General features: G+C 71.2%; 24 protein-coding genes and 1 tRNA gene. 14 read left to right on the plus strand and 11 right to left on the minus strand.

Translation table 11 applies throughout. From position 1 onward, the window contains the following. The first annotated feature begins 180 nt into the window (after positions 1-180). A tRNA-OTHER gene (locus tag ACTYVM_RS17360) sits at positions 181-253 on the plus strand. 79 nt (positions 254-332) lie between these two features. On the opposite strand, the gene ACTYVM_RS17365 is transcribed toward ACTYVM_RS17360, so the two are convergent. The 3 genes from ACTYVM_RS17365 to ACTYVM_RS17375 all read right to left on the minus strand — a co-directional run bounded on the left by ACTYVM_RS17365 (position 333) and on the right by ACTYVM_RS17375 (position 4,215). Continuing rightward, entirely contained in the window at positions 333-1,238 is a 906-nt protein-coding gene (locus ACTYVM_RS17365; protein WP_445526752.1) for an endonuclease/exonuclease/phosphatase family protein, read from the minus strand. A 357-nt stretch (positions 1,239-1,595) separates the two neighbouring features. Next, positions 1,596-3,137, minus strand: coding sequence for a cellulase family glycosylhydrolase (locus tag ACTYVM_RS17370; protein ID WP_445526753.1), 1,542 nt, complete (start codon positions 3,135-3,137; stop codon positions 1,596-1,598). 97 nt (positions 3,138-3,234) lie between these two features. After that, the gene (locus tag ACTYVM_RS17375) at positions 3,235-4,215 is read right to left on the minus strand and encodes a lactonase family protein (protein ID WP_445526754.1); all 981 of its coding nucleotides are present in this window, start codon (positions 4,213-4,215) and stop codon (positions 3,235-3,237) included. Between the two features lie 103 nt (positions 4,216-4,318). Between ACTYVM_RS17375 and ACTYVM_RS17380 the strand changes: the two genes are divergently transcribed. The 3 genes from ACTYVM_RS17380 (at position 4,319) to ACTYVM_RS17390 (ending at position 6,748) form a co-directional block, all read left to right on the plus strand. Next, the gene (locus ACTYVM_RS17380; RefSeq protein WP_445526755.1) at positions 4,319-4,993 is read left to right on the plus strand and encodes a GDSL-type esterase/lipase family protein; all 675 of its coding nucleotides are present in this window, start codon (positions 4,319-4,321) and stop codon (positions 4,991-4,993) included. A 116-nt stretch (positions 4,994-5,109) separates the two neighbouring features. Then, positions 5,110-5,697, plus strand: a complete 588-nt coding sequence (locus tag ACTYVM_RS17385) for a Uma2 family endonuclease (protein ID WP_445526917.1) — start codon at positions 5,110-5,112, stop codon at positions 5,695-5,697. Between the two features lie 58 nt (positions 5,698-5,755). Then, complete coding sequence (locus ACTYVM_RS17390) at positions 5,756-6,748, plus strand: aldo/keto reductase (protein ID WP_445526756.1); 993 nt, start codon at positions 5,756-5,758, stop codon at positions 6,746-6,748. Positions 6,749-6,915: 167 nt separating this feature from the next. On the opposite strand, the gene thpR is transcribed toward ACTYVM_RS17390, so the two are convergent. Next, positions 6,916-7,488 carry an RNA 2',3'-cyclic phosphodiesterase gene (thpR, locus tag ACTYVM_RS17395; RefSeq protein ID WP_445526757.1) on the minus strand — a complete coding sequence of 191 codons (573 nt, stop codon included), beginning with the start codon at positions 7,486-7,488 and terminating at the stop codon, positions 6,916-6,918. Between the two features lie 104 nt (positions 7,489-7,592). Here thpR and ACTYVM_RS17400 point away from each other — a divergent pair, with 104 nt between their 5' ends. Further along, on the plus strand, positions 7,593-8,180 hold the full coding sequence (locus ACTYVM_RS17400) for a Uma2 family endonuclease (protein ID WP_445526758.1): 588 nt from the start codon (positions 7,593-7,595) through the stop codon (positions 8,178-8,180). A gap of 33 nt (positions 8,181-8,213) precedes the next feature. Here the strand turns inward: ACTYVM_RS17400 and ACTYVM_RS17405 are convergent, their stop codons facing one another. Then, positions 8,214-9,575, minus strand: coding sequence for an MFS transporter (locus ACTYVM_RS17405; RefSeq protein ID WP_445526759.1), 1,362 nt, complete (start codon positions 9,573-9,575; stop codon positions 8,214-8,216). Between the two features lie 48 nt (positions 9,576-9,623). Beyond that, positions 9,624-10,061 (minus strand): MarR family winged helix-turn-helix transcriptional regulator, encoded by a 438-nt coding sequence (locus tag ACTYVM_RS17410; protein WP_400032703.1) that lies wholly within the window; start codon positions 10,059-10,061, stop codon positions 9,624-9,626. Between the two features lie 152 nt (positions 10,062-10,213). Between ACTYVM_RS17410 and ACTYVM_RS17415 the strand changes: the two genes are divergently transcribed. Beyond that, positions 10,214-10,396: a ribbon-helix-helix protein, CopG family gene (locus ACTYVM_RS17415; RefSeq protein WP_400032705.1), complete on the plus strand. Its 183-nt coding sequence runs from the start codon at positions 10,214-10,216 to the stop codon at positions 10,394-10,396. Positions 10,397-10,416: 20 nt separating this feature from the next. Here ACTYVM_RS17415 and ACTYVM_RS17420 read toward each other — a convergent pair whose 3' ends face one another. Beyond that, positions 10,417-11,868, minus strand: a complete 1,452-nt coding sequence (locus ACTYVM_RS17420) for an NCS2 family permease (protein WP_445526760.1) — start codon at positions 11,866-11,868, stop codon at positions 10,417-10,419. Positions 11,869-12,112: 244 nt separating this feature from the next. Here ACTYVM_RS17420 and ACTYVM_RS17425 point away from each other — a divergent pair, with 244 nt between their 5' ends. Beyond that, the gene (locus ACTYVM_RS17425) at positions 12,113-12,397 is read left to right on the plus strand and encodes a DUF2530 domain-containing protein (RefSeq protein WP_445526761.1); all 285 of its coding nucleotides are present in this window, start codon (positions 12,113-12,115) and stop codon (positions 12,395-12,397) included. 86 nt (positions 12,398-12,483) lie between these two features. On the opposite strand, the gene ACTYVM_RS17430 is transcribed toward ACTYVM_RS17425, so the two are convergent. The 4 genes from ACTYVM_RS17430 to ACTYVM_RS17445 all read right to left on the minus strand — a co-directional run bounded on the left by ACTYVM_RS17430 (position 12,484) and on the right by ACTYVM_RS17445 (position 16,627). After that, a complete protein-coding gene (locus tag ACTYVM_RS17430) occupies positions 12,484-13,425 on the minus strand; it encodes a sugar kinase (RefSeq protein ID WP_445526918.1) in 942 nt (313 codons plus the stop codon). Between the two features lie 5 nt (positions 13,426-13,430). Then, positions 13,431-14,075 carry a bifunctional 4-hydroxy-2-oxoglutarate aldolase/2-dehydro-3-deoxy-phosphogluconate aldolase gene (locus ACTYVM_RS17435; RefSeq protein WP_445526762.1) on the minus strand — a complete coding sequence of 215 codons (645 nt, stop codon included), beginning with the start codon at positions 14,073-14,075 and terminating at the stop codon, positions 13,431-13,433. 165 nt (positions 14,076-14,240) lie between these two features. Then, positions 14,241-15,032 carry an IclR family transcriptional regulator gene (locus ACTYVM_RS17440; RefSeq protein ID WP_445526763.1) on the minus strand — a complete coding sequence of 264 codons (792 nt, stop codon included), beginning with the start codon at positions 15,030-15,032 and terminating at the stop codon, positions 14,241-14,243. After that, the gene (locus ACTYVM_RS17445) at positions 15,029-16,627 is read right to left on the minus strand and encodes an N-acyl-D-amino-acid deacylase family protein (protein ID WP_445526764.1); all 1,599 of its coding nucleotides are present in this window, start codon (positions 16,625-16,627) and stop codon (positions 15,029-15,031) included. The genes ACTYVM_RS17440 and ACTYVM_RS17445 overlap by 4 nt, the downstream gene beginning before the upstream one ends. A gap of 182 nt (positions 16,628-16,809) precedes the next feature. Here ACTYVM_RS17445 and ACTYVM_RS17450 point away from each other — a divergent pair, with 182 nt between their 5' ends. From ACTYVM_RS17450 to ACTYVM_RS17480, 7 genes are all read left to right on the plus strand, one after another. Further along, on the plus strand, positions 16,810-18,330 hold the full coding sequence (locus ACTYVM_RS17450; RefSeq protein ID WP_445526765.1) for an ABC transporter substrate-binding protein: 1,521 nt from the start codon (positions 16,810-16,812) through the stop codon (positions 18,328-18,330). Between the two features lie 4 nt (positions 18,331-18,334). Beyond that, a complete protein-coding gene (locus ACTYVM_RS17455; RefSeq protein WP_445526766.1) occupies positions 18,335-19,192 on the plus strand; it encodes an ABC transporter ATP-binding protein in 858 nt (285 codons plus the stop codon). Next, positions 19,189-20,202, plus strand: a complete 1,014-nt coding sequence (locus ACTYVM_RS17460) for an oligopeptide/dipeptide ABC transporter ATP-binding protein (RefSeq protein ID WP_445526767.1) — start codon at positions 19,189-19,191, stop codon at positions 20,200-20,202. The genes ACTYVM_RS17455 and ACTYVM_RS17460 overlap by 4 nt, the downstream gene beginning before the upstream one ends. Next, a complete protein-coding gene (locus tag ACTYVM_RS17465) occupies positions 20,202-21,149 on the plus strand; it encodes an ABC transporter permease (RefSeq protein ID WP_445526768.1) in 948 nt (315 codons plus the stop codon). The genes ACTYVM_RS17460 and ACTYVM_RS17465 overlap by 1 nt, the downstream gene beginning before the upstream one ends. 8 nt (positions 21,150-21,157) lie before the next feature. Next, positions 21,158-22,093, plus strand: coding sequence for an ABC transporter permease (locus ACTYVM_RS17470; RefSeq protein ID WP_445526769.1), 936 nt, complete (start codon positions 21,158-21,160; stop codon positions 22,091-22,093). A gap of 44 nt (positions 22,094-22,137) precedes the next feature. Then, on the plus strand, positions 22,138-23,490 hold the full coding sequence (locus ACTYVM_RS17475; RefSeq protein ID WP_445526770.1) for a serine hydrolase domain-containing protein: 1,353 nt from the start codon (positions 22,138-22,140) through the stop codon (positions 23,488-23,490). Between the two features lie 163 nt (positions 23,491-23,653). Further along, positions 23,654-26,050 carry an HAD-IC family P-type ATPase gene (locus ACTYVM_RS17480; protein WP_445526771.1) on the plus strand — a complete coding sequence of 799 codons (2,397 nt, stop codon included), beginning with the start codon at positions 23,654-23,656 and terminating at the stop codon, positions 26,048-26,050. Positions 26,051-26,062 lie beyond the last annotated feature (12 nt).

Here is a 26,062-nt window from a genome sequence, read left to right on the forward strand (position 1 = left end):
ACACCGAGAACGCATGCGCCGGACCACGGACACGATCCGTGCCGCCCGGACGCGGAGCGAAAGCGGGCGACCTGGGGGTCCCCCGGCGAAGCTGGGGGAGTGCCCACAACCGTTCGGAGCACACGACTGAGCACGAGTCCTGGCACCAGGACTCACTCCCGCTCAGTTCCCAGGAACGGTCGTAGCACAGAGGTAGTGCGCCCAAAAGCACGTCGGAGGGCGTCGGTTCGAATCCGGCCGCCCCGCCCCTCCAGCGCGTCATCCGCCGATGTGAGGGCCAAGGCGCGGACAACGGGACCGGTGAATCCGACTCGGACACCGAGTCCGTCGCTTCAGCCCAGTTCGACCCTGGCGGCGACCGGCAGATGGTCGCTGCCGGTGGCGGGCAGGGTGCGGATCTCGGCGACGGATGCCGAGCGGGCCATGACCTGGTCGATCCGGGCCAGCGGGAAGGCCGCGGGGAAGCTGAGCGCGAGACCCCGTTCCGCCACGTTCAGCCGCGAGGTCAGCGGGGCAAGCCCGCGGTCCTCGACCGTGCTGTTGAGGTCGCCCAGCAGGATCACCGCCCTCACCTCCTCGGCGGCGATGGCCTCACCCAGCAGCAGGGCGCTCTCGTCGCGCCGGCCGGACGTGAGGCCGCTCGCCCGGACGCGGAGGGAGGGCAGGTGGGCCACGTACGCCGCGACCGGGCCGTGCGGCGTATGCGCCACGGTCCGCAGCCCTCGGCTCCAGGCCTCCGTGATCCCCCCGGGTTTGATGTCCAGCGCCCGCGTACCGGTCAGCGGATGCCTCGACCAGATTCCGACGGTGCCCCGGACCTCGTGGTACCGGTAGGCGGCGGCCAGGGTCCGCTCGTAGACCGCCAGCGCCGGGGGCACCAGTTCCTCCAGCGCGATGAGGTCGGGCCCGGCGTCGGCCAGGGCGCGGGCCGTGCCCGCCGGATCGGCGTTCTCGTCGCTGACGTTGTGCTGCACCACGACCAGATGGCGGGCGCCGGGTGCCGTCCCGGGCAGGAGCAGCCCGCCGAACAGGTACGTCCAGGCCGCCACGGGCAGCAGCAGAGCCACCAGCGCCACGGCCGAACGGCGCAGCAGCGCGAGAGCGAACAGCACCACGACCACCAGGCCGAGCCACGGCAGGAACGCCTCCAGCAGACTGCCCACGCGGCCCACGGAGTTGGGCACGGCCCGGTGGAACGCCAGCAGCCCGGCCGTCAGCACCGCGAACGCGGCGAGCACCCGTCCCCGCCGCCACGGCGACCGGCGCCCCGCACCGGCCGACTCCCCCTGGCCCGGGGCCCGCCCAACCTCCTGGCCCGGATCCCTCCGTGCCTCCCGGCGTCGCGCCCACGGCGGCACCACCGCCCGCACCGCAGCCCTCACCGCAGCCGCACGGCTGCCCGCCCGCTCGTGGCCCACCCCGGCTTCCCCCTCCGCTCGGTCTCCGCTTGGCCTCACAGGCCAGGACGATCCTCCGAACGGATCAGTTTCCGCCCTCCGCGCGTGGGTGCCGGTGCCCGGCCGGACGCCGCCCGGTCCGGCGACGCGCCGCGGCCGCGAGGCGCCCGGCGTCGGCCGCCGGGCGCCTCGCGGGCGTCACGACGCCGTGCAGGTCACGCTCGGCACATCCCCGCCCCCGGGCGCGCCCCCGAAGCCGAAGGCGGTCGAACCACCGGCCGCGATCGTCCCGTTGTGGTCGGCGTTGACCGCCGTCACGGTCCCCCCGCTCTGGGTGTACGACGCGTTCCACATGTTGGCGACCTTCTGGGAACCGCTCCAGGTCCAGGTCACCTTCCAGGACTTGATCGGAGTGGAACCGGTGTTGGTCACCGTCACATCGGCGTTGAATCCCCCGCCCCAGTCGCTGCTGACGACATAAGCGGCCTTGCAGGCGGCCTGGCCGCCACCGTTGTCACCGCCGCCGTTGTCACCACCACCGTTGTCGCCACCGCCCCCAGTGCTCGGGAAGCCCGAGGCCTTGACGGTCGCCAGGTACCCGTCCTTCACCGTGTCCACGGTCTGCCAGTCGTCCTTCAGGATCCCGCCGGTGTCACCGGAGTTGGGGTTCCAGGACCAGAAGGTCCAGGAGAAGGAGTCACCGCCGTACGTCGAGGTCGGGCGCAGATAACTCACCAGTGCGGCCAGCCACTTCTGGTCCACCGTGGACTGGAGCGTGGTGCCGAACTCGCCCACCCACACGGGGGCGATGTTCTGCTTGAAGATGTAGCCCCAGTACTTGTCCCAGATGTCGGGCATGTTGTTGGGGAAGGACGGGTCGCTGAACCAGGTCTGCTGGGCGACGCTGGTGGCGTAGTCGTGCGCGGAGTACACGACCCGGTTGGCCACGTCGAGGCGCACCGGGTACTGGCCGACGCCCATCAGGTTGCCGCCCCACCAGCCGGAGACGCCGTCGAAGGTCTGGACGCCCTCGACGAAGATCAGCAGGTCGGGGTTGACGGAGAGGACCGCGTTGCCGGCCCGCTCGGCGGCCAGCCGCCAGTCGGTCGCCTGGTCCCCGCAGCCCCAGCACGCCGGGTCGTGGGGCTCGTTGTGCAGGTCGATGCCGATGACCGTGGCATTGCCCTTGTAACGGGACGCCATGGACTTGAGGTTGGCGATCCACGTCGACTCGGGGACGGAGGCGGTGTACCAGAGGGCCGACTGGCCACCCGAGTCCGGCCGGTGGCGGTCGAGGATGACCTTCAGGCCGTCCTGACCGGCGTACGCGACGAGCTTGTCGATGACCTGGAGGGAGTTCAGCCCTTGCAGGTCGGCGTTCTTGCCGGCGGAGAAGTCGATGCTCGTGGGCATCGCGCCGGTCTTGAAGATGTCGTCGCTGTAGGGCAGCCGGATGGTGTTGTAGCCCAGCGACTTCATCTGGTCGATCATGCTCTTGTAGTCGCGGGACCACAGCCCGTGCACGACACGGTTGTCGGTCTCGAAACCGAACCAGTTGATGCCCGCGATCCGGACGGACTGTCCGGACGCGTCCAGGATCTGACGTCCACTGGTGTGCCAGTAGCCGGCGCCGCCTGCGGCCGGGGCCGCGTGCGCGGTGGCCGGCAGGCCGAGTCCCAGGCCCAGTGGTAACAGGAGCGCCGCGGCAGCGCACAGCGCTCTTCGCAAAGTGCGGAACATGGTGCTGCTTCCTCCCGAGGGGACCGCGGGACCGGAACGAGTGGGAGCGCTCCCACACACCCGCGCCTCCCAGTGGAAGTCAGATGACTACCGTCCGTCAAGAGCGCCGACGCAACAAACGCCCCAGCCCCCACACCGCGGCCGCCACCACGGCCACCGCGGCGACGGTGCCCGCGCCGATGCGGACGCCGTCGTCCGCGCCGGCACCCGCGGAGCTCGAACCGCCCTGCCGGGACGGCGACGTGGCGGACCCGTCGGCATCCGGCGCGTCGCGCACCTGCACCGGGCTCTCGACGCCCTCGCTGCCGTACAGCAGCTTGGTGCCGTCGACGCTGTAGGTGACGGACTCCCCCTGCCTCTGGAGCGGCACGTCGAGCCGGCCCGCGCGCTTGATCCTGCCGCCGTTCCAGTCGTAGTGGATGCCGCCGAAGTAGCCGCGCACGACGAGGTGCGTGCCGTCCGGGGAGAGGGCGGCGTCGGTGGCCCACAGGTCGACGGGGGCGATCGGCTCGAAGACGTTCGTGCCCAAGGGGGACAGTTCGGCCGGGCCCTCGTAGAGGTGGCCGCCGTCCTCGTTCTTGTCGATGAGGTAGACGCGCCCCGTCTTCGGGTGCACGACCATCGACTCGACGTCGCGGGGGCCGTCCGCGTACTTCACCACGTACTGCGTGGCCCGGATCGTCCGGTCCTTCAGCTCCTTCGGCTCGGGCAGCCGGTAGATCCACACGTACGGCCAGGTGCCGCCGAGGTTGTCGCCCGTGTCGGCGACGTAGATCTGGTTGCCGGGCCCGAGGGAGATGGCCTCCACGTCGCGGGGTTTGCCGATGCCGCTGAGGGTGATGGTGGCGACGGTCTCGCCGGTCCTGCCGTCCACGGCGTAGATCTGCGGCCCGTAGCCGCTGTCGTTGTGCGTCCAGTACACGCCGGGATGCAGGCGCGAGGCAGCGAGACCGCTGGACTCCCTGATCCGCGGGTCCTTGATCGTGAACCCGTCGTCGCCGTCGGCGGCCAGGGCGGCGGGCGCGGCGAGCGCACCCGTGAGAAGAGCCCCGGCGAGCAGGGCGAACGGTCGGCGCATCGCCCAAGAGTGCCATTCCGCACGGATGTTCACACAGCGTGGCGGGCGGGCCTCACATCGCACTCAGATCGCACCGCTCCCGTCCGTCGTCCATGATGAGCGGATGCTCAGGTTCATGCCCGTCGGTGACTCGATGACGATCGGCAGCACGGGCGAACACACCTGGCGTTACCGGCTGTGGCAGCACCTGTGCGGGACGTACGGCGGCCCGTTCACCCTCGTCGGCCCGCGCGAGACGCTGTACGACGAGTCGGCGGACGCGCCGGTCTCCCTCGCCTACGCCGATCCGGACTTCCCGCGCGCCCACCTGGCCGGCTGGGGCGAGGGCTGGGGGCACATGGTCCCGCTCGTCGGCGACGCCGTACGGGAGTGCCGTGCGGACGTGCTGCTGGTCGCGCTCGGCCTGATCGACCTCGGCTTCTACACGAACGCCGAGCAGACGGCGGTGCACGTGGAGGCCTTCGTGGCACGGGCGCGGGCCGCCAACGCGCGCGTCCACGCGGTCGTGCTCCCGGTGATCCCGAACATCCGGGCCGAGGCCGACCCGCTCTTCGCCGCGCAGGTGGACCGCTTCAACGAGCTGCTGGCCAAGACCGTGGCCGACCTGGACGAACCCCGCTCCCCGCTGCTCCTGGCGCCCCCGCCGCCGACGTACGACATCCACACGGACACCTACGACGGCACCCACCCGAACGAGAGCGGCGAGCACAAGATCGCGGGCGCGTTCGCGGGGGCGCTGCACCGGCGGTGGGGATGGGGCGGGAAGTACGGGGGCTGAACCGCGGCGACTCCTCCTCTTGGCATATGCGCTGCCGCCCGTGCCCTTGCCGCCGACCGTATCGTTGTACTGCGCGACTGTACTCGTCCGTGGGGCAGCCGGGGAGGAGCGCCATGATGACCGTCCTGGAGGACAGGATCGAGATGGCCGACGCCAACACCGAGCGTCTTGACGAGTGGTTCGAGCGTCTCGAGCGCATGCCCGTCCCCGAAGGATTCAGGGTCGAGATCGTCGGGGGCACCGTACACATGACGCCGCAACGCGACACTCATTGGGAGATCATCCGACGGGTCGTACGAGCGATCGAGGACCGGTTCGGGATGGACGTCAAGGTGTTCTCCGATGTTCGGATCGACTTTCCCGGCCGCGAGAACGGCTTCTGCCCGGACGTCGCCAAGCTCAGCGACTCGGCGCAGAAGGACAGCGAAGGTCGATGGCGTCACGAGGACGTCGAGTTCGTCGCCGAGGTCATCTCCGAAGGCACCGCGGCCAACGACTACGGCCCCAAGAAAGCCGCGTACGCGATCGCCGAGGTGCCTGTCTACGTCATTGTGGACCCCTACCAGGGTCGGTGCCGCGTATACACGCACCCCAAGGGCGACGACTACGCGATCGACACGAAGGTCGACTTCGGATCCGACGTGGACCTCACCGACACCCTGCTCGGCCTCACCCTCCAGACCGGCGACTTCCCCCGCGACTGACCACCCCGCCCCCGCCCCCCTTGCATCGAGCGCACTCCAAGACGTTGGCTTGGTGACCATGAGGTACACACAGCTCGGGCGCACGGGACTCAAGGTCAGCAGGCTGGTCCTCGGGACGATGAACTTCGGACCGCAGACCGACGAAGCCGACAGCCACGCGATCATGGACGCGGCACTGGACGCGGAGATCAACTTCTTCGACACGGCCAACGTCTACGGCTGGGGCGAGAACAAGGGCCGTACGGAATCGATCATCGGGAACTGGTTCGCGCAGGGCGGCGGCCGGCGCGACAAGGTCGTCCTCGCCACCAAGGTGTACGGGAACATGGCCGCCGACGGCGACGCCTGGCCGAACCACGACAAGCTCTCCGCCCTGAACATCCGGCGGGCGGTCGACGCCAGTCTGAAGCGACTGCAGACCGACTACATCGACCTCTACCAGTTCCACCACGTCGACCGGAACACTCCCTTCGAGGAGATCTGGCAGGCCATCGACGTGCTGGTGCAGCAGGGGAAGATCCTCTACGTCGGGTCCAGCAACTTCCCCGGCTACAAGATCGCCCAGGCCAACGAGATCGCGGCCCGGCGCGGCGGCACGATCGGGGTCGTCAGCGAGCAGTGCCTCTACAACCTGGCCGAGCGGCGCGCCGAGATGGAGGTGATCCCGGCCGCGCAGGAGTACGGCCTCGGGGTCATCCCCTGGTCGCCGCTGAACGGCGGGCTGCTGGGCGGTGTGATCAAGAAGGAGGTCGAGGGCGGCCGCAGGGCGTCCGGGCGGGCCGCCGACGCCCTCGCCGACCCCACCGCTCGCGCGCGGATCCAGGCCTACGAGGACCTGCTCGACAAGCACGGCCTGGAGCCCGGCGAGGTCGCGCTGGCCTGGCTGCTCACCCGGCCCGGCGTGACCGGCCCGATCGTCGGCCCGCGCACCGACGAGCAGCTCGCGTCGGCGCTGCGGGCGGTCGAGCTGGAGCTGAGCGACGAGCTGCTGGCCGGGCTCGACGAGATCTTCCCGGGCCCGGGTCCGTCGCCGGAGGCCTTTGCCTGGTAGGCCGCCCCGGTAGGCACGCTCCGCGCCGTTCGAGCGGCCGTACCGGCCCTGGCGGCCGCGCTTCGCGTCACCTGCCGAGCGCGGCCGCCAGGGCGACGACGACGAACATCAGCACGAGCGCACCGGCCATGATCCGGTTCCGGGTTTTCGGGTCCACGCAGTCGAGACTAACCGGCCGACCGCAGTGGCCAGCGCCCGACCGGCTCGTAGCGGGGCTGTTCCCCCGGCACCCCGGACCCGGGCAGCAGGCTGCGCACGAGGACCAGCTCCTCCACGGTCCACGGTCTGCTCCCGAAGTCCCGCAGCGCCTGGACGTACGGCCGTGCGTCCAGGCGCTCCCGGCCGCGCGCCACCGTCAGGTGAGCCTTGTAGGGGCGGTGCTCCTCCATCGGCACGCCCGCCCTCCGCGCCGCCGCGTCCGCGCGCCCGGCCAGCAGCCGCAGGGTCGCGAGGTCGCCCTCCGCCCCCGTCCACAGCGCCTTGCCGCGCCCGAACTGTCCTCCCCCGCGCAGCGCGAGCGAGAAGGTCCCGGTACGGCGCGCGGCCTTCTCCAGGCGGGCCGACAGCTCGGGTACGGCCTCCTCGCCGACCTCCCCGTAGAAGGCGAGCGTGAAGTGCCAGCCGGGGCGCCGCGTCCAGCGCAGCCGGTCCGCACCGGGCAGCTTCCGCAGCCCCGCGATCTCGTCCGCGAGCGCGTCGAGCACGTCCGGCGGGGGCAGTACGGCGGCGAACAGTCTCATGGGCCCAGTGTCCTGCCGCACACCCGGGCGTGACCTGGTCACCGTGCGTATCGTTGTACCGCGCGGCTGCATGCGACCAGGCAGCAGCGGGGAGGAGCGGCACAGTGACTGTTCTGGCAGACAGGATCGAGATGGCCGACCAAAGCAACGAGCCCACCCTCGACGAGATGTTCGAGTGGTTGGAGCAGATGCACATCCCCGAAGGTTTCAAGACCGAGATCGTCGAGGGGGGCATCTTCGTGACGCCACAGCGGGACACCCACTGGGAGATCATCGCGGCCATTTACGACCAGCTACGCACCACGTACCCGCGCCGGCGCGTGAAGTCCGACGTCCGCATCGACTACCCGGGAGGCCTCAACGGCTTCGCGTCCGACGTCGTGGCGCTCGCGGAGGGCGCCCGGAAGGACGCCAAGGGCCACTGGCGCCCGGAGGACGTGGAGCTGGTCGCCGAGGTGATCTCCAGGAGCACGGCCAGGAACGACTACGGCCCGAAGAAGGACGCCTTCGCGGCCTCCGGAGTGCCGGTGTACCTGATCGTGGACCCGTACACCGGCACGTGGCACCTGCACACCCTGCCGAAGGACGGCGAGTACCGGGGTGTCCTCAGCCTCGACTTCGGTGACGAGATCGATCTGAACGACACCCCGGTCGGCCTCGTCCTCAAGACCGACGAGTTCCCCCGCGACTGAACCGACCGTCCCGGCGGACCGGACGCGCCCGGCCTACGCCGCGGCGGCCAGTTCCTTGCGGTGCTCGCGGGGGACCAGGCCCACGCGGGGGTGACCGTGGTACCAGCCGAACGACAGGCGCAGATCGCCGGCGCGGGCCAGGACCAGGCCGATGGTGGCGGCCGCGGCGAGCGAGACGGCACCGCCCGCGGCGAAGCCGACCCGGGCACCGTAGGCGTCGGTGATCCAGCCGACGAGGGGCGCGCCCAGCGGCGTGCCTCCCATGAACACCATCATGAACAGGGCCATCACCCGGCCGCGCATGGCCGGGTCGGTGCCCATCTGCACCGCGGTGTTCGCCGTGACGTTGACCGTCAGGCCGAAGATCCCTATGGGCGCCATCAGCAGCGCGAACAGCCAGTACGACGGGGCCAGCGCGGCGACGACCTCCAGCGCGCCGAAGGCCGCGGCGGCCGCGATGAGCAGGCGCAGCCGTGCGGTGCCGCGGCGGGCGGCCAGCAGGGCGCCGACCAGGGAGCCCACCGCCATCACGGTGTTGAAGAGGCTGTAGGCGCCGGCTCCGGCGTGGAAGACGTCATCGGCGTAGGCCGACAGCCACACCGGGAAGTTGAAGCCGAAGGTGCCGATGAAGCCGACCAGGACGATCGGCCAGATCAGCTCGGGGCGGCCGGCGACGTAGCGCAGGCCCTCGCGGAGCTGGCCCTTGCCGCGCGGGGCGCGCTCGACGACGTGCAGCTCACGGGCGCGCATCAGCAGCAGGCCGACGATGGGGGCGACGAAGGACAGGCCGTTGGCGAGGAACGCCCAGCCGGTGCCCACGCCGGTGATCATCAGGCCCGCGACGGCGGGGCCGACCAGGCGGGCGGACTGGAAGTTCGCGGAGTTCAGGCTGACCGCGTTCTGGAGTTGCTCCGGGCCGACCATCTCCGAGACGAAGGACTGGCGGGCCGGGTTGTCCACGACCGTGGCGAGACCGACCGCGAACGCGGCGAGGTAGACGTGCCACACCTGGACCTGGCCGGTGAGGGTGAGCACGGCGAGCGCGAGGCCGGTGACGGCCATGGCCGACTGGGTGACGAGCAGGGTGGGCCGCTTGGGCAGGCGGTCGACGAGGACGCCGCCGTAGAGGCCGAAGAGCAGCATCGGCAGGAACTGCAGGGCCGTGGTGATACCGACGGCTGCCGAGGAGCCGGTGAGGCTCAGGACCAGCCAGTCCTGCGCGATGCGCTGCATCCAGGTGCCGGTGTTGGAGACGACCTGGCCGAGGAAGAACAGGCGGTAGTTCCTGACCCTCAGCGAGCTGAACATCGAGGACTTGCGGGGGGTGTCGAGGGCGGAGTGGGAATCGTGGGTGGTCGGTGCGGGGGCGGAGTCTGCTCCGGATCCCGTACTCAAAAGGGTTCGCCTCCTCGTCGGCAGCTCACTCGCCGAGTGGTACGTGTGTTACAGGTGCGCGAGCTTCTCCAGCACGGGGGCGGCGGCGCTCAGTTTGGCCCACTCGTCCTCGTCCAGACCCTCGACCAGACCGGCCAGGAAGGCGTTCCGCCTGCGGCGGCTCTCCTCCAGCATGGTTTCGGCCTGGGCGGTCCTCGTGACCACCTTCTGACGCCGGTCCTCGGGGTGCGGCTCCAGGCTGACCAGCCCCTTGGACTCGAGCAGCGCCACGATGCGGGTCATCGACGGCGGCTGCACGTGCTCCTTGCGGGCCAGCTCGCCCGGTGTGGCGCTCCCGCAGCGGGACAGGGTGCCCAGCACCGACATCTCGGTGGGGCTCAGCGACTCGTCGACACGCTGGTGCTTGAGTCGACGGGACAACCGCATCACGGCGGAGCGCAGGGAGTTCACGGCGGCAGCATCGTCGCCATGGGTGAGGTCCGGCATGTTCTTTAGCCTAACTCATTACCCTGGCTAAATACCACCGTGGACACGCCTTGCCCCCGTGACGCGCGCCACTGAAGATCCCTCACTCTTTCGAGTGATCCCGGCCCGAAACACGGCGCATCGCACGGAACGGGCCCGTAACCCTCGTCTCCATGGGGACCAGTGTGCTCAGCCTGCGCATGGACCACGAGCTGCTCGAACGGCTCAGGTGCCACGCCGCGAAAAGAGGAATGAGCGTCCAGGACTATGTCGTCCGGACGCTCATTCGGGATGACTTCGACGAGCGGTTCCAGGCCGCCGTCGAGGAGACGGAGAGGTTCTACGGGGTCGGGTGACCCGCGCCGAACCGGGCGGATCAGGTCAGGCCGAGGGCCGGCATCAGGTAGTAGAAGGCGAAGACCGCCGCCACCGCGTACATCGGCACCGGGACGTCCTTGCCGCGGCCGGCCGCCAGGCGCAGCACCACGAAGCTGATGAAGCCCATGCCGATGCCGTTGGTGATCGAGTAGGTGAACGGCATCATCAGCATCGTCACGAAGGCCGGGATGGCGATCGTGTGGTCCGCCCAGTCGATCTCCTTGACCGAACCGGACAGGATCAGGAAGCCCACCGCGAGCAGGGCCGGCGTGGCCGCCTGCGACGGCACCATGGTGGCGATCGGGGTCAGGAACAGCGCCACGGCGAACAGCGCGCCGGTGACGACGTTGGCGAAGCCGGTCCTGGCGCCCTCGCCGACGCCCGCCGTCGACTCCACGAAGCAGGTGGTGGCGGAGGAGGAGCTGGCGCCACCGGCGGCGACCGCGATGCCGTCGACGAAGAGGACCTTGTTGATGCCGGGCATGTTGCCCTCGGCGTCGGTCAGCTTGGCCTCGTCGCTGATGCCCATGATCGTGCCCATGGCGTCGAAGAAGGTCGACAGCAGCACGGTGAAGACGAAGAGGATGCCGGTGAGCACCCCGACCTTCCCGAAACCGCCGAACAGGCTGACCTTGCCCAGCAGACCGAAGTCGGGAGTGGCCACCGGGCTGCCCGGCCACTTCGGGGTGGTCAGACCCCAGGACGGCACCTTGGCGACGGAGTTGATCACGACTGCCAGGACGGTCATCGTGACGATCGAGATCAGGATCGCGCCGGGCACCTTGCGCAGGATCAGCGCCAGCGTGAGCAGTGCGCCCAGAATGAAGACGAGAACGGGCCAGCCGTTGAGGTGACCGTCGGCGCCGAGCTGGAGCGGGACGGTGGTGTGGGCGGCGTCCGGGATACGGGAGACGAAGCCGGAGTCGACGAGCCCGATCAGCATGATGAACAGGCCGATACCGATGGCGATGCCCTTGCGCAGGCCCAGCGGCACGGCGTTCATCACACGCTCGCGCAGGCCGGTGGCGACCAGGAGCATCACCACGAAACCGGCGAGGACGACCATGCCCATCGCGTCCGGCCAGGTCATGCGCGGCGCCAGCTGGAGCGCGACGACGGTGTTGACGCCGAGGCCGGCGGCGAGCGCGATCGGCACGTTGCCGATGACACCCATGAGCAGGGTGGTGAACGCGGCGGTCACGACGGTGGCGGTGACCAGCTGACCGTTGTCGAGCTGGTGCCCGTACATGTCCTTCGCGCTGCCCAGGATGATCGGGTTCAGCACGATGATGTAGGCCATCGCGAAGAAGGTGGCGAACCCGCCGCGGATCTCGCGGGACAGGGTGCTGCCCCGCTCGGAGATCTTGAAGTAGCGGTCGAGGGCGCCGTACGGGGGTGGCGTCCCCGGCTGCTCGGGGGCGGAAGCCTTGGCGGTGGCCGAGGTGGACATGCGGGTGACCTCAAGGGTGCGGGTGGGTGACAGGACTCCGGGCCGGACCGAGGAACAAACCGACAACCAACAGGTTCCCCCAGGTCCCTGTCGCGACTCTGTTGGTGGTTCCTACGAAGAGAAGTAGCCAGACTCGGACCGTTTCAGTATGAACATATGAAGCCGAAAAGACCATCTCCGCGCGTAGACGTGCCCTCTGCCAGGGGCGGGACGCCGAGCCCCGGGGCCCCGTAAGCTGATCCCCATGGCGAAGTGGACCCCCAAGCACGAGGCGCCGGAGCCCCTGGAGGGCCCCGTGGTCGCCACCATCACCGGCGGCACGATCGTGTGGTTCGTCCTCTTCCTGGTCCAGCTCCCCTTCTACGGCTGGTTCCACGACCACGGCCACGCCTGGTGGGTGTGGACCTGCCTGGCCGGCGGCGCCCTGGGCCTGCTGGGCATCTGGTACGTCCGCAAGCGGGACGCCGCCATCAAGCGGGCGGCGGCGGAGCGGGCAGGGCTGCCCCAGCAGCCGACCTCCGCGGAATAGCGAGCCCCCGGCGACCCTGACGGGGACGGACCGAGGCAGGACGCGCCCGCCCCGGCCCGGGGCCCCGCCCACCGGGGCCGCCCTCGTCAGCGGACGACGTCGGTGCCGCAGCCGGTGTCGTCGAGTTCGGCCGCGAACGGAGCACCCTCCCAGTCGCCGGTGACGGTCACGGCACGGGCTCCGCACACACCGGCGATCCGCAGGCACTCGGCCGCGTCCGCCCCGTCCAGCACCCCGCTGAGGTAGCCGGCGGCGAACGCGTCTCCGGCGCCCACCGGGTCGACGACGGCGACCGGCCGGGGCCGCTGCCGGTGGACGACCCCGTCGACGCAGGCGACGCTGCCGGCGGAGCCGAGTTTGATCACGACCTGGCCGGGGCCGCGTGCGGCGATGGCCCTCGCCTGCCGCTCGGGGTCCTTCTCTTCGGTGAACAGCAGGGCTTCCTCGGTGGTGGCGAAGAAGATGCCGGCCTTGCCGAGCAGATGGCTCAGCACAGGACGGGCCCGGTCCTCGTCCCACAGCCGGGAGCGGAAGTTGGCGTCGAAGGAGACGGTGACGCCGTGCTCCTCGGCGATGGTGACCGCCCTGCGCACCGCGTCGGACGCGGACGCGCTCAGGGCCGGGGTGATGCCGGTGACATGCAGGATCCTCGCTCCCGCGATCAGGGCCTCGTCGAGGTCGGCGGGCGCGAGGCGGGAACCGGCGCTGTTGGTGCGGTAGTAGCCGACCTGGACCCGGCCCGAGGCCTGGCGGGTCTTGAGCATCAGGCCGGTCGGCGCGGGATCGCGCACGATCGAGGTCGAGACGGCCTCGGCGCGCAGCTCCCGGGCGATGAGCCCGCCGACCTCGTCCGTGCCGAGGCGGCCGATCCAGTGCGCGGCGCGGCCGAGCCGGGCCAGCCCGATGGCCACGTTGCTCTCGGCGCCGCCGAAGCCGAGCCGCAGGGTGGGCTGCCGGATCAGCGGCATGTCCGCCGCCTGGGTGAGCAGCCCGATGGACTCGCCGAGGGTGACGACGTCGGGACCCATCGCACTCACACCGCTTCCTCGATCGACGTGAACAGGGCGGCCGCGCGCCGGGCGATCACCGACACGTCACCGTCGCGCAGCGCGCTGCCGGTGAGCGCGCCGCCCAGGCTGACCGCGACCGCCCCGGCGGCCACGTACGAGCCGGCGGTCTCCACGGTGATCCCTCCCGACGGGACGAAGGGGATGCCGGGGAACGGTTCGCGCAGACTGCGCAGGTGGGCGGGGCCGCCGGTGGCGGCGGGGAAGATCTTCACGGCGTCCGCGCCGAGGTCACGGGCCCGCATCACCTCCGACGGCGACCAGGCGCCGACGATGCTCGGCACCCCGTGCGCGGACGCGATCCGGGGCAGTGCGTCCACCAGGCCGGGCGACACGGCGAAGCCGGCTCCGGCGTCGATCGCGGCGCGGGTGAGGGTCTCGTCGGTGAGGGTGCCGGCGCCGATCACCGCGTCGGCCGCGAACTGCCGGACGGTCCGGTCCAGGACCGCCGTGAAGTCCGGGGTGGTGGCGGTCAGTTCGATCGCCCGGACGCCGGCGCGTATGAGTGCGGCCACGGTGGTGGCGAGGTGTTCGGTCGTCGCGGGCCGCAGCACGGCCACGACACGGGTCTCGGTCAGGGCCGGGGGCAGGGGGGCCGCCGATGGGGCCACGGAGCAGCTCCTTCTCACAACAGGGTGGTGGGGGCGGGCCGCCTGGTCGCCTTCGACGAGGCAGGTCACGCCGCGGGTCGGGGGTTGGTCAGCGGAACCTGGTGGTGCTCCGGCCGCGCCGCGCGAGCGGGCTCCGGCCGGGTCCGTCACCGGGGGCGGCCGTGGTCATCCGCGGCCTCCCCACCGCTGCGAGATGGCGCGGGCCGCCGCTGTCACCAGGGGCACCACCTGCGAGACCCGCTCCGTCGGCAGGCGTTCCTCGGGCGCCGACACGCTGATCGCGTGGGTCGCGGCCCCGGTGGCGTCGAAGACCGGGGCGGCGACGCAGCGCACTCCCGCCTCGTTCTCGACGTCGTCGATCGCCCAGCCGCGGGCCCGGGTCCTCGCCAGCTCGGCGCGCAGCGCGTCGCCGTCGGTGATGGTGTTCCCGGTGCGTGGGGCCATGCCCGCCGCGATCACCGCGTCGACCACGGTGGCGTCGGCATGGGCCAGCATGGCCTTGCCGACGCTGGTGCAGTACGCCGACTGGGTACTGCCGACCCGCGACGCCATCCGCACGGGAAGCGGGCTGTCGACCTTGTCGACGTAGACCACGTGCGGGAAGTCCGCCGTGACCAGGTGAACGGTCTCGTTCGTCGACTCCGACAGGCCCTTCAGCACGTCGCGTGCGTCGCGGTGCGGGTCGTTTCCGGCCAGGTACACCTGGCCGAGCTGGGCGTTGCGCCAGCCGAGCCGGTACGCGCCGCTCGGCAGGATCTGGACGAACCGGGCGTCGATGAGCGGTTGCAGCAGGCGCAGCACGGTGGACTTGCTCAGGCCCTGCTGCGCGGCCAGCTCGGTGAGTGTGCGGCCGCGGCCCTCGACATCGTCGCCGAGCCCGATGAGGATCCCGAGCGCCCGGCGCAGCGAGGCCGAGTTGTTGCGTGCGCCGGGAGTGGGGGCGAGCTGGTCGGTCAAGACGAGCCTCCTCGTCGAATCGCGCGGCCGGCCGTGGCGTCGCGCAGGCGGCCGTCGCGGAGTGCGAACGCGCCGCCGATCACCACGTGGTCCACACCGTCCGCGAACTGCCGTGAATCGTCGTAGGTTGCCAGATCGGCGACACGGCCGGCATCGAGGACGACCAGATCGGCGATCTTCCCCGTCGCGATCAGGCCACGGTCCCCGAGCCCGAACCGGGCCACCGCCCGTGTCGACAGGTGCTGGACCGCGTCCGCCCAGCTCCAGTTGGCGCGCACGAGCACCTGGTCGCGCAGGAACCGGGCGAACGCGCCGTAGGCCCGGGGATGCGGGGCGCCGCCCATGAAGATGCCGTCCGAGCCGGCCATGTGCACGCGGTGCTGGGCGAGTTCGCTGACGTCGTCGTCGGTGTTCGCGGCGGGTTGCTGCACCAGGCAGCCGACGCCGAGTTCGCAGTCGGCCAGCAGGTCGCAGATCAGCTCGCCGACCGGCCGGTCCACCGTGGCGGCCACCTCGGTCAGCCGGCGTCCCTCGGCCCAACTCCAGGACGGGGAGGCGGTGTAGGCGAGGATCACCCGGTCCGGGAGGTCTCCGAGGGTGGGGAACCAGGTCCGCTCCAGCTCCCTGCGGGTGGCGAGGTCCTTCAGCAGCGCGAGCGTGCCGCCTGAACGGCCGGTCTGGAGTTCCGGAGGCAGGGTCAGCATCGCCAGGATGGTGCTGCCGCGTGTGTAGGGGTAGCTGTCGAAGCTGAAGTCCTGCCCGGCGTCGAGAGCGGAGTCGAGCAGCGGTCGCAGGGCGGCGGCCGGGCCGTGGAAGTGCGAGACATGGGTGGCGACGCCGCTGTGTGCCGCGATCCGCCTCAGCTCCGTGACACCGGTATCGGCGCGTTGCTCGTATCCGCGCATGTGGGAGACGTGCACCGCGCCGGCTTCGGCCACCGGACGGCACAACTCGGCGAGTTCCCCGGCGTCGGCGAAACCGCCGGGGACGTACTCGAGGCCGGTGGAGAGCCCGACCGCTCCGTCGGCCAGTGCGCGGGTCACCAGCGCGCGCATGCGCCGGAGTTGGTCCGCCGTCGGTGTGCCCTGCGCGAAGCCGAGGACCTGGGCGCGGATGTTGCCGGCGGGCACCAGGGCCGCCGCGTTGACGCCGATGCCGGTGTCGAAGTGGGCCAGGAGGTCGGCCGTCGACGCGTCTTCGCCGAGAGCGGCAGGCCGCGGTCCGTTGACCGCCGAGAAGTAGCGGTCGAGTTCCGCGGCGGTGGCGGCGCACGACGGGGCGAAGGAGACGCCGTCCTGTCCGACGACGACGGTGGTCACGCCCTGCCGCAGGTAGGCCTCGGCCACGGCCGGGTCGCCGAGGCGTCCGTCCGCGTGGCTGTGGGCGTCGACGAAGCCGGGCAGCACCAGGCGCCCGGAGACGTCGACGGCCTCGGTTCCGGCGGCCGTGTGCCGCCCGGCGTCCGGGCCGATGTGGACGATGCGGGCGCCGCGGACCGCGATGTCCGCCACGCGGGGTCGTCCGGAGCCGCCGTCGACGACCGTCCCGCCGCGAAGGACCAGGTCGGGGGGTGGGTCTGAGGTCGCGTCAGTCATCGTCACCTCGGAAGGCCGGCCGTGGGCTCATGGGTGTCTTCCCCTTTCGCTCGGCCTGCAGGGTCTTGCGCCGATTACGCCAGGCATTATATTCATGCCCCGTGCACTGCAATATCAAGTTCTGCAATGCACAACGAAATTGGGGTCGCGCTCCCCCGGGGCGCAGGTGAAACGAGGATCGAATGCCCCCAGCGCGCAAACGCGCCATCGCGGCGAGTGCTCCCTGCCTCGCAGCCGCCCTCCTGCTCTCGGCCTGCTCCGCGCCGATGGCCGACAGCGCGCGGCCGGACGGCCTGGTGGTGGCCGAGACGACGGCACCCAGCACCCTGGACCCGCAGGGCTCCAGCATGTACGCCGACCGGTTCGCCTGGCAGCTCTCCTACGAGTGCCTCTACACCACGACCGCCGACGGCCGGGTCGAGCCCGCCCTCGCCACCGGTTACGACGAGTCGGCGGACGGCCTGACTTACACCTTCACGCTGCGCCACGGTGTGCGCTTCCACAACGGCTACCCGCTCACCGCCGACGACGTCGTCTACTCCTTCGACCGGCTGCACAAGGGCTCGGACGGCATCGACGAGGAGCTGTTCCCGACGCTGAAGGGCGTCCGGAAGGTCGACGCCGAGAAGGTCAGCTTCACGCTGAAGACCCCGGACGCCGGATTCCTCAACAACATGGCCAACCCCCTGGTATGGGGGTGCGCGATCATGAGCCGGCACGCCGACGGGGCCAACCCGGCCACCACCATGGTGGGAACCGGGCCCTGGAAGCAGACGTCGTACCGCGCCAACAGCGAGCTACGGCTGGAGCGCAACGACGACTACTGGGGCAAGAAGGCCGCCGCACCCGCCCTCTCGGTGCTGTACATCCCCAATGTCGCCACCCAGGTGGCCAATCTCCAGGTCGGGAAGATCGACCTGATGTTCCCCGACGCGGCGAGCGCCGCGGCACTCAAGGGCCGCCGCGACGTGACCCTCGACAAGCTCGAGACCGACTCGACGATCTTCCTCCAGGTCAACAACCTTCGTAAGCCGCTGAACAACCAGCTCGTACGGCAGGCGCTGGCGCTCGCCGTCGATCGCGGGGAACTGGCCGAGGGCGCCTACCACGACGGCGCCCGACCGAGCGTCTACATCCCGCCGTCGTCGGCCTGGGCACCCTCCGTCGACAAGCTGCCGTACTCCCAGCCGGACCTCGACCGGGCCAAGAAGCTGCTGAGCCAGGCCGGTTACCCGAACGGGTTCTCGACCACGCTCATGTACATCAGCGGGTACGACCCGGGCACCGACAACCTGATGACCCTGATGCAGGCCCAGCTCGCCCGGGTGGGCATCAAGGTCAAGCTGCTGCCCCTGGAGCGGGCGGCCTGGAGCTCCAGGCTGACCGGGCCGGACTACGACCTCTCGTGGAACGCGCAGTCGTACTACTCCAACCCGATCCAGTACGTGCTGCCCGCCGAGGGCCGGCAGGGTCCGACGCCCGCGGAGCTGCGGAAACTGCTCGACGACGCCCGCGCCGCCGGCGACCAGGCGGCCTACCAGCAGGCACTGACGAAGATCTCCGAGTACGAGGCGACGCACGTCTACCCGACCGTCACCCTGCTCGCCACCAACACGTTCGCCGCCTACCGAAACGTCCTCGACCACGTGGCGGTACCGCCGAGCCAGAGCCGTACCTTCCTGACCGACGTGACGAAGGAGTAGCGCGATGACGACCGCGCAGACAGCGCCCGGCGCACCCGCAGACACGGCAGCCCTCTCGGTGCGCGATCTGACCATCGGCTACCGGCGCGGCGACCGCGAGGTCACCGCGGTCGCCGGGGCGGGCTTCGACATCTCCGCCGGCGAACGGGTCGCCCTCGTCGGTGAGTCCGGGTCGGGCAAGTCGACCCTGGCCTCGGCGATCCTGCGGACCCTGCCCGACAACGCGAACGTCGCGTCCGGGTCGATCTCGCTCGGCGGACGCGACCTGCTCCGCCTCGACCCGGCCGGACTGCGTGAGATCCGCTCCACCCGGATCGCGCGCATCCCGCAGGACCCGCTGGCCGGCCTCAACCCCGTCTTCCCCGTCGGCAAGCAACTGACCGACGTCGTCCGGGCCCATCACGCGGTGTCCAGGAGCGAGGCGATCGGCATCGCCGAGGAGGTCCTCCGCCAGGTAGGACTGCCCGATGTCGCGGTGAAGCGCCGCAGTTTCCCGCACGAACTCTCCGGCGGTATGCGCCAGCGGGTGCTGATCGCCATGGCGCTGATCAACCGGCCCCGGCTGCTGATCGCCGACGAGCCGACCACCGCGCTCGACGCCACGGTCCAGGCGCAGATCGTCGACCTGCTGCGCACCCGCGTCACCGCCGCGGGGATGTCGCTGCTGCTCATCACCCACGACATCGGCATCGTCAGCGAACTGTGCACCCGGGTCATGGTGATGTACCGCGGCCGGATCATCGAGCAGGGCCCGGTGGCGGACGTTCTCACCAACCCCCGGCACGACTACACCGCCTCACTGCTCGCGGCCGCACGCGGAGAACCGAAGGCGTACCGCGGAGAACCAGGAGTGACCGCATGACCAGCAACACGACGGCCGAGGCGCCCAGCCGCGTGCTCCAGGTCGACAGCGCGCGCAAGTACTTCCCGGTCCGCCGGGCCAGGCTCCGCGACCCGCGCCGCCACGTCCACGCCGTGGACTCCGTGACCCTGGCCCTCGGCGCCGGCCAGACCCTCGGCATCGTCGGCGAGTCCGGCTGCGGCAAGTCGACCCTGGGCCGGGTGATCGTCGGGCTCGAACGGCCCGACGACGGTACCGTGCGGGTCGGTGTGGAGGCCGCCGCCGCGGGCTCGCCCGGCGCCCTCGGCGTCGTCCAGGCGGTGTTCCAGGACCCGGCGAGCGCTCTGGACCCGCGCATGACCGTCCGGCAGAGCATCGCGGAGGCCCTTCCCGACGCCGACCGGGCCACCCGCGACCAGCGGGTCGCGAAAGCACTGGAGGAGGTCGGACTCGGCGAGGAGCACGCCGACCGCTACCCCCACGAACTGTCCGGCGGTCAGCAGCAGCGGGTCTGCATCGCCCGCGCGGTGGTGGGCCGCCCCGAACTGATCCTGCTCGACGAGGCCGTCACCTCACTCGACGCCTCCTTGCAGGCACAGGTGCTGGACCTGCTGAGCGGGCTCCAGCAACGCACCGGTGTGGCCTACGTGTTCATCTCGCACGACCTGCGGGCCGTGCGCCGCTTCAGCGACCAGGTGGCCGTGATGTACCTCGGGCAACTGGTCGAGGTCGCCCCGGCCGCCGACTTCGACACCGGGCTGCTGCACCCGTACTCGGTGGCCCTGCGTTCCACTGAACCGCGCCTGCCCGGCGACAGCGGGCCGCAGTTGCCGAGGGTCGTCCTGGACGGCGAGCCCCCCAGCGCGATCGATCCGCCCCCCGGCTGCCGGTTCGCCGCGCGCTGCCCGGTGGCGGAGGCCCGCTGCCGGGAGACGCTGCCGGAACTGGTCGAGGAACGCCCCGGCCACCTCGTGCGCTGCGTCAAGCCCGGAGCGCTCACCGCCGCCTCGGACTCGGGAGAGGCCGCCTGATGCTGCTCTACTCGCTGCGCAAACTGGCGGGCGCCGCCGCCGTCCTGCTCGCGCTCTCCGCGCTCGTCTTCATCGCCGGCCGCGCCCTCACCCCCGGTGACGCGGCACAACTCATCGCCGGCTCCAAGGCCAGTCCGGAGACGATCGAGAAGATCCGGCACTCCCTGGGGCTGGACCAGCCGATCCTGGAGCAGTACCTGCGCTGGCTGGGCGACGCCCTGCGCGGGGACTTCGGCATCTCGCCGTTCTCCGGTCAGGCCAACCGCGACGTGATCCTCCAGCAGGCCCCGGTCTCCCTGGAACTGGCGCTGTTCGGCCTGGTCGTCGCCGTGGTCATCGGCATCCCCGCCGGGGTGTACGCCGCCACCCGCGCACGGTCGGCCCGCGTCTGGGCCGTCCGGCTGCCGCTGCTGTTCGCGTTCGCCTTCCCCGCGTTCGTCTCCGGCTCGTTCGCGCTGTACGCGGGCACGCACTACCTGCCGAACCTGTACTCGCCGAGCTACATCCCCCTCGACGACGGCCTGCTCGCCAACGTGCAGACCATGCTGCTGCCGGCGCTGGCCGTCGGCATCCCCACCGCACCGCTGATCATGCAGATGACCCGGTCCTCCATGCTGGAGGTGCTGTCCGCCCCGCACATCTCGACCGCGCGCACCAACGGCATCGCCGAATGGCGCATCACCTACGTCTACGCGCTGCGGACGGCGCTGCCTCCCGTGCTCACCCTGATCGGCATGATCTTCGGTCTGCTGGTCGGTGGCCTCTTCATCGTCGAGCAGATCTTCAGCCTGCCGGGGCTCGGCCGCGGCATCCTCGGCTCCATCGAGATGCGCGACTTCACCCAAGCGACCGGGCAGGCACTCGTGCTCGCCGCGGCCTTCATCCTGGGCAACCTGGTAGTGGACCTGGTGCTCCCGCTCGTCGACCGCCGTATCGCGCGCTCCTAGGAATCGCCATGACTTCAACCCCGGAACGCACTCCGACCCAGGCCACCACGTCCGCCGACCGGTCCGGCCCCTCCGCCTCGTCGACGGGTGGCGCAGGCCGCCGCGCCGTGCGCCGGCGCTGGCCGATACGCGGTGTCCTCGCCAACGCGGCCCTCGCCGTGCTCGTGCTCTACCTGCTGGCCGCGCTCCTCGGGCCGGTGATCGCCCCCTACGCGCCGAACGAGCTCAACGCCGGTCCGCGGCTCGTCGGCCCTTCGGCCGGCCACCTGTTCGGGACGGACGCCCTCGGCCGCGACCAGTTCTCCCGGGTGATCGCCGCCGTCCGCCCCGCGGTCGAGGCCGCCCTGATCTCGGTCACCTTCGCCATCGTGGTGGGCACCGCGATCGGAACCGCCGCGGGCTTCCTGCGCGGTGTGACGGACGGGATCCTGTCCCGCGTCACCGACCTGCTGTTCGCCGTCCCGGAGTACCTCCTGGCGATCCTGGTGCTCGCCATCATGGGCAGCGGACTGGTCAACGCGGCACTCGCCATCGGCCTGGTGATCATCCCGCGCTTCGCCCGGATCGCCCGGGGAGCGACGATCGAGGTCGCCGGGCGCAGCTACATCGACGCGGCGCGGCTGTGCGGCCGCGGGAGATGGTGGATCCTGCGCCGCCACATCCTGCCCAACATCAGCTCGCCGCTGGTCATCATGACCGCCATCAACCTGTCCACCGCCGAGGGCGCCTACGCGGCGCTCAGCTTCCTCGGCTTCGGCGTCGCGCCGCCGGACGCCGACTTCGGCAGCATGATCTCGGCCGCGCAGCAGTACATGCTCACCGAGCCGTGGCTGGCGGCGTACCCGGCGCTCGCGTTCGTCGCGCTCGTGCTCGCGTTCAACCTGCTCGGTGACGCGCTGCGCGACCAGCTCGACCCCCGCAGCCGTACGGCGGCCGGCGCGTGAACCGCGTCGGCCGAGGAACGAACCCCGAATCTGGAGAGACCCCCGTGCCCGACCTGCTCGCGCGGATCGACTCCGCCGTCCCCGACCTGCTCTCCGAGCACCGTGTCCCCGGTGCCGCGGTGGGGGTCGCCCTGAACGGCCGGAGCCGCGCCACCGGTTATGGCGTCACCAACGTGGCCCACCCGATCGCCGTCGACGAGAACACCCTCTTCCAGGTGGGATCGATCTCCAAGACCCTGCTCGGCGCCGTCATCGGCCGGCTCCTGGAGCAGGGCGCCCTGGAACTCGACGCGCCGCTCGCCCCGCTCCTCGGCCCGGACTCGGGCCTCGACGAGCGCATCACCCTGCGCCACACGATCACGCACACCTCCGGCATCGACGCCCAGAACATGATCGCTGACGCGCCGCGGCTGCTGGCCGGCCATGCCGACGACAGCATCCAGGCGTCGCTGCGGCACTTCGCCGGCCGGCCGCTGATGTTCGACCCGGGCACGGACTTCACCTACAGCGGCCCCGGCATCATGGTCGCGGCCGCCGCCGTCGAGCGCGCCACCGGCCGGCGCTACGTCGATCTGTTGCGCGAGTTGGTGATCGAGCCGGCCGGCATGGAGCTGACCTGCACGTCGGCCGACGAAGCGATCTTCCACCGGGTGGCCGCGCCCCACGGCCACGGCCCCGACCGTGCCCCGGAGCTCCTGGTCGATCGCGGCTGGCAGCGGCACTGGCAGCTACCGGGCTGGGACGTGCCTGGCGGCGGGGTCGTCTCCAGCGCCCGCGACCTGCTGCGGTACGCCGCCTGGTCGGTCTCCGAGGCGGCCCCGAAGCGCCTGTTCGAACCGCTGGCGAGCCAGGGCGTCGCGGGCCACGACATCGGCCTCGCCTGGCACCTCGGCGAGGTCGGCGGCCTCCCGGCCATGTCGCACAGCGGTCTGACCATCGGTTACGCCTCGCGGCTCATGCTCGTGCCGTCCGCCGGACTGGCCTACGCCGTCCTGACCAATTCGCTGCACGGCGAGGAGTTCATCCGCGACGTGGAGAAGGTGATCCTGGACGCGGCGGGCGTCGGCACCACGGCCGCGAGCACCCGGCCGGTGCCCTCCGACCTCGCCGAGGCGCTCCAGGGCACCTACGACTGCGGCTTCTACGGAACCGTATCGATCGTCCCGGGCGCCCGCCCCGGAGAGCTGGCGATCATCGCCAACGGCGCGCGGGCCGAGGAGGACCAGTACGTCATCGAGCTGGAGGGCGCCGACCGGGCCGTGCTCGCCGGACCCGACTCGCTCGTCACGCTGTCCGAGGACGGTGCGCAGGGCTCGCTCGTCGGCTTCGTCCGCGAGGACGGCGGAACCGTCTCCGCCATCCGCTACCACGGCCGGCTGGACCGCCGCATCGCCTGACCGCGCCGGGGTGCGACGGCCGTCCCCGGGGCCCAGGTCCCGGGGACGGCCGTCCCGCCGCGCCCCGCCCGTACGACCGCCGCACGACCCCCTCTCCTCCCCAGGTCGGATCTTCCGCGCCCTCGACGAGTGAAGCCGCACGACCGCACGTACCGTCGAAGGCATGACGCACATCGACGCGGGCGCAGAACTCGACCCCGTGCACCCCGTACCCCTGCCGGTGGTCCGGTCGGCCGGACTCACCGCCGCCGAGGTCGCGGAGCGCATCGCCCGCGGCGAGGTCAACGACGTACCGGTGCGCAGCAGCCGCTCCTTCCCCGAGATCGTCCGCGCGAACGTCTTCACCCGGTTCAACGCGATCATCGGCGTCCTGTGGCTGATCACCCTCTTCGTCGCCCCCATCCAGGACAGCCTGTTCGGCTTCGTGATCATCGCCAACACCGGCATCGGCATCATCCAGGAGTGGCGGGCGAAGAAGACCCTCGACTCGCTCGCCGTCATCGGCGAGGTACGGCCCACGGTGCGCCGTGACGACACCGCCGTCGAGATCGCCACCTCCGAGATCGTCCTCGGCGACCTCATCGAGATCGGCCCGGGTGACAAGGTCGTCGTCGACGGGACCTGTGTCGAGACCGACGGTCTGGAGATCGACGAGTCCCTGCTCACCGGCGAGGCCGACCCCATCGTCAAGCGGCCCGGCGACCGCGTGATGTCGGGCAGCTTCGTCGTCGCCGGCGGCGGCGCCTTCCAGGCGACCAGGGTCGGCCGCGGCGCCTACGCCGCCCAGCTCGCCGAGGAGGCCTCCCGCTTCACGCTCGTCCACTCCGAGCTGCGCACCGGGATCTCCACCATCCTCAAGTACGTGACCTGGATGATGGTCCCGACCGCGATCGGCCTGGTCATCAGCCAGCTCGTGGTGAAGGACAACGACCTCAAGGAGTCCGTCTCCCGCACCATCGGCGGCATTGTCCCCATGGTCCCCGAGGGCCTGGTGCTGCTCACCTCCGTCGCCTTCGCCATCGGCGTGATACGGCTGGGCCGCAAGCAGTGCCTCGTGCAGGAGCTGCCCGCCATCGAGGGCCTCGCCCGCGTCGACACGGTCTGCCTGGACAAGACCGGCACCCTCACCGAGGGCGGCATGGACGTCACCGAGCTGAGGTCGCTCGACGGCTACGACGAGTCGTACGTGCGCAAGGTCCTCGGCGCCCTCGGCGAGTCCGACCCGCGCCCCAACGCCTCCCTCCAGGCGATCATCACCGCCTACCCGGACAGCGAGGAGTGGCGCTGCGTGGAGTCGCTGCCCTTCTCCTCCGCCCGCAAGTACAGCGGCGCCAGCTTCAGCGAGGGCGACGGCGAGTCCAGTACGTGGCTGCTGGGCGCCCCGGACGTGCTGCTGCCCACCGAGGCCCCCGCCCTCGCCGAGACCGGGCGGCTGAACGAGCAGGGCCTGCGCGTGCTGCTGCTCGCCCGCGCCGCCCGCGACCTGGACGATCCGGAGGTGGCCCGGACGGTCCGGCCGGCCGCGCTCGTCGTGCTGGAGCAGCGGCTGCGGCCCGATGCCGCCGAGACCCTGCGCTACTTCGCCGAGCAGGACGTCCGCGCCAAGGTCATCTCCGGCGACAACGCGGTGTCCGTCGGCGCGGTCGCCGCGAAGGTCGGCCTCGACGGAACCGCCGTCGACGCCCGCCGGCTGCCGGCCGAGCGCGACGAGATGGCCCGGCACGTGGACGAGGGCACGGTGTTCGGGCGGGTCACCCCGCAGCAGAAGCGGGACATGGTGGGCGCCCTCCAGTCACGCGGGCGCACGGTCGCGATGACCGGCGACGGCGTGAACGACGTCCTGGCGCTGAAGGACGCCGACATCGGCGTGGCGATGGGCTCGGGGTCGGAGGCCACCCGGGCGGTCGCGCAGATCGTGCTGCTGAACAACAGCTTCGCGGCCCTGCCGTCCGTGGTCGCGGAGGGGCGCCGGGTGATCGGCAACATCACCCGGGTCGCGACCCTGTTCCTGGTGAAGACGGTCTACTCGGTGCTGCTGGCGGTGCTGGTGGTCTGCTCGCAGGTGGAGTATCCGTTCCTGCCCCGCCACCTGACCCTGCTGTCCACGCTCACCATCGGCGTCCCGGCCTTCTTCCTGGCCCTCGCCCCGAACACGGAACGGGCCCGCCCCCACTTCGTACGCCGGGTCATGCGGTACGCGGTGCCGGGCGGGGCGGTGGCCGGCGTGGCGACCTTCGTGACGTATCTGGTCGCCCGCCACCACTACACCGGCCCGGGCGCGCTGGAGGCGGAGACCAGCGCGGCCACGCTGACGCTGTTCCTGGTCTCGATGTGGGTCCTGGCGATCGTCGCCCGCCCCTACACCTGGTGGCGGGCCGCGCTGGTGGCCTCTATGGGGGCGGCGTTCCTCGTCGTGCTGGCCGTGCCCGCGTTCCAGGACTTCTTCGCGCTGAAGCTGGAGGGCACGGCGATGCCGTGGCTCGCCGTCGGTGTCGCGGTGGTGGCGGCGGCCGTCCTGGAGTTCCTGTGGAAGTGGACCGGCCGCCGCTTCCCCGCCTAGCGGTTTACTTCG

The sequence above is a fragment of the Streptomyces cyslabdanicus genome, assembly GCF_052663305.1.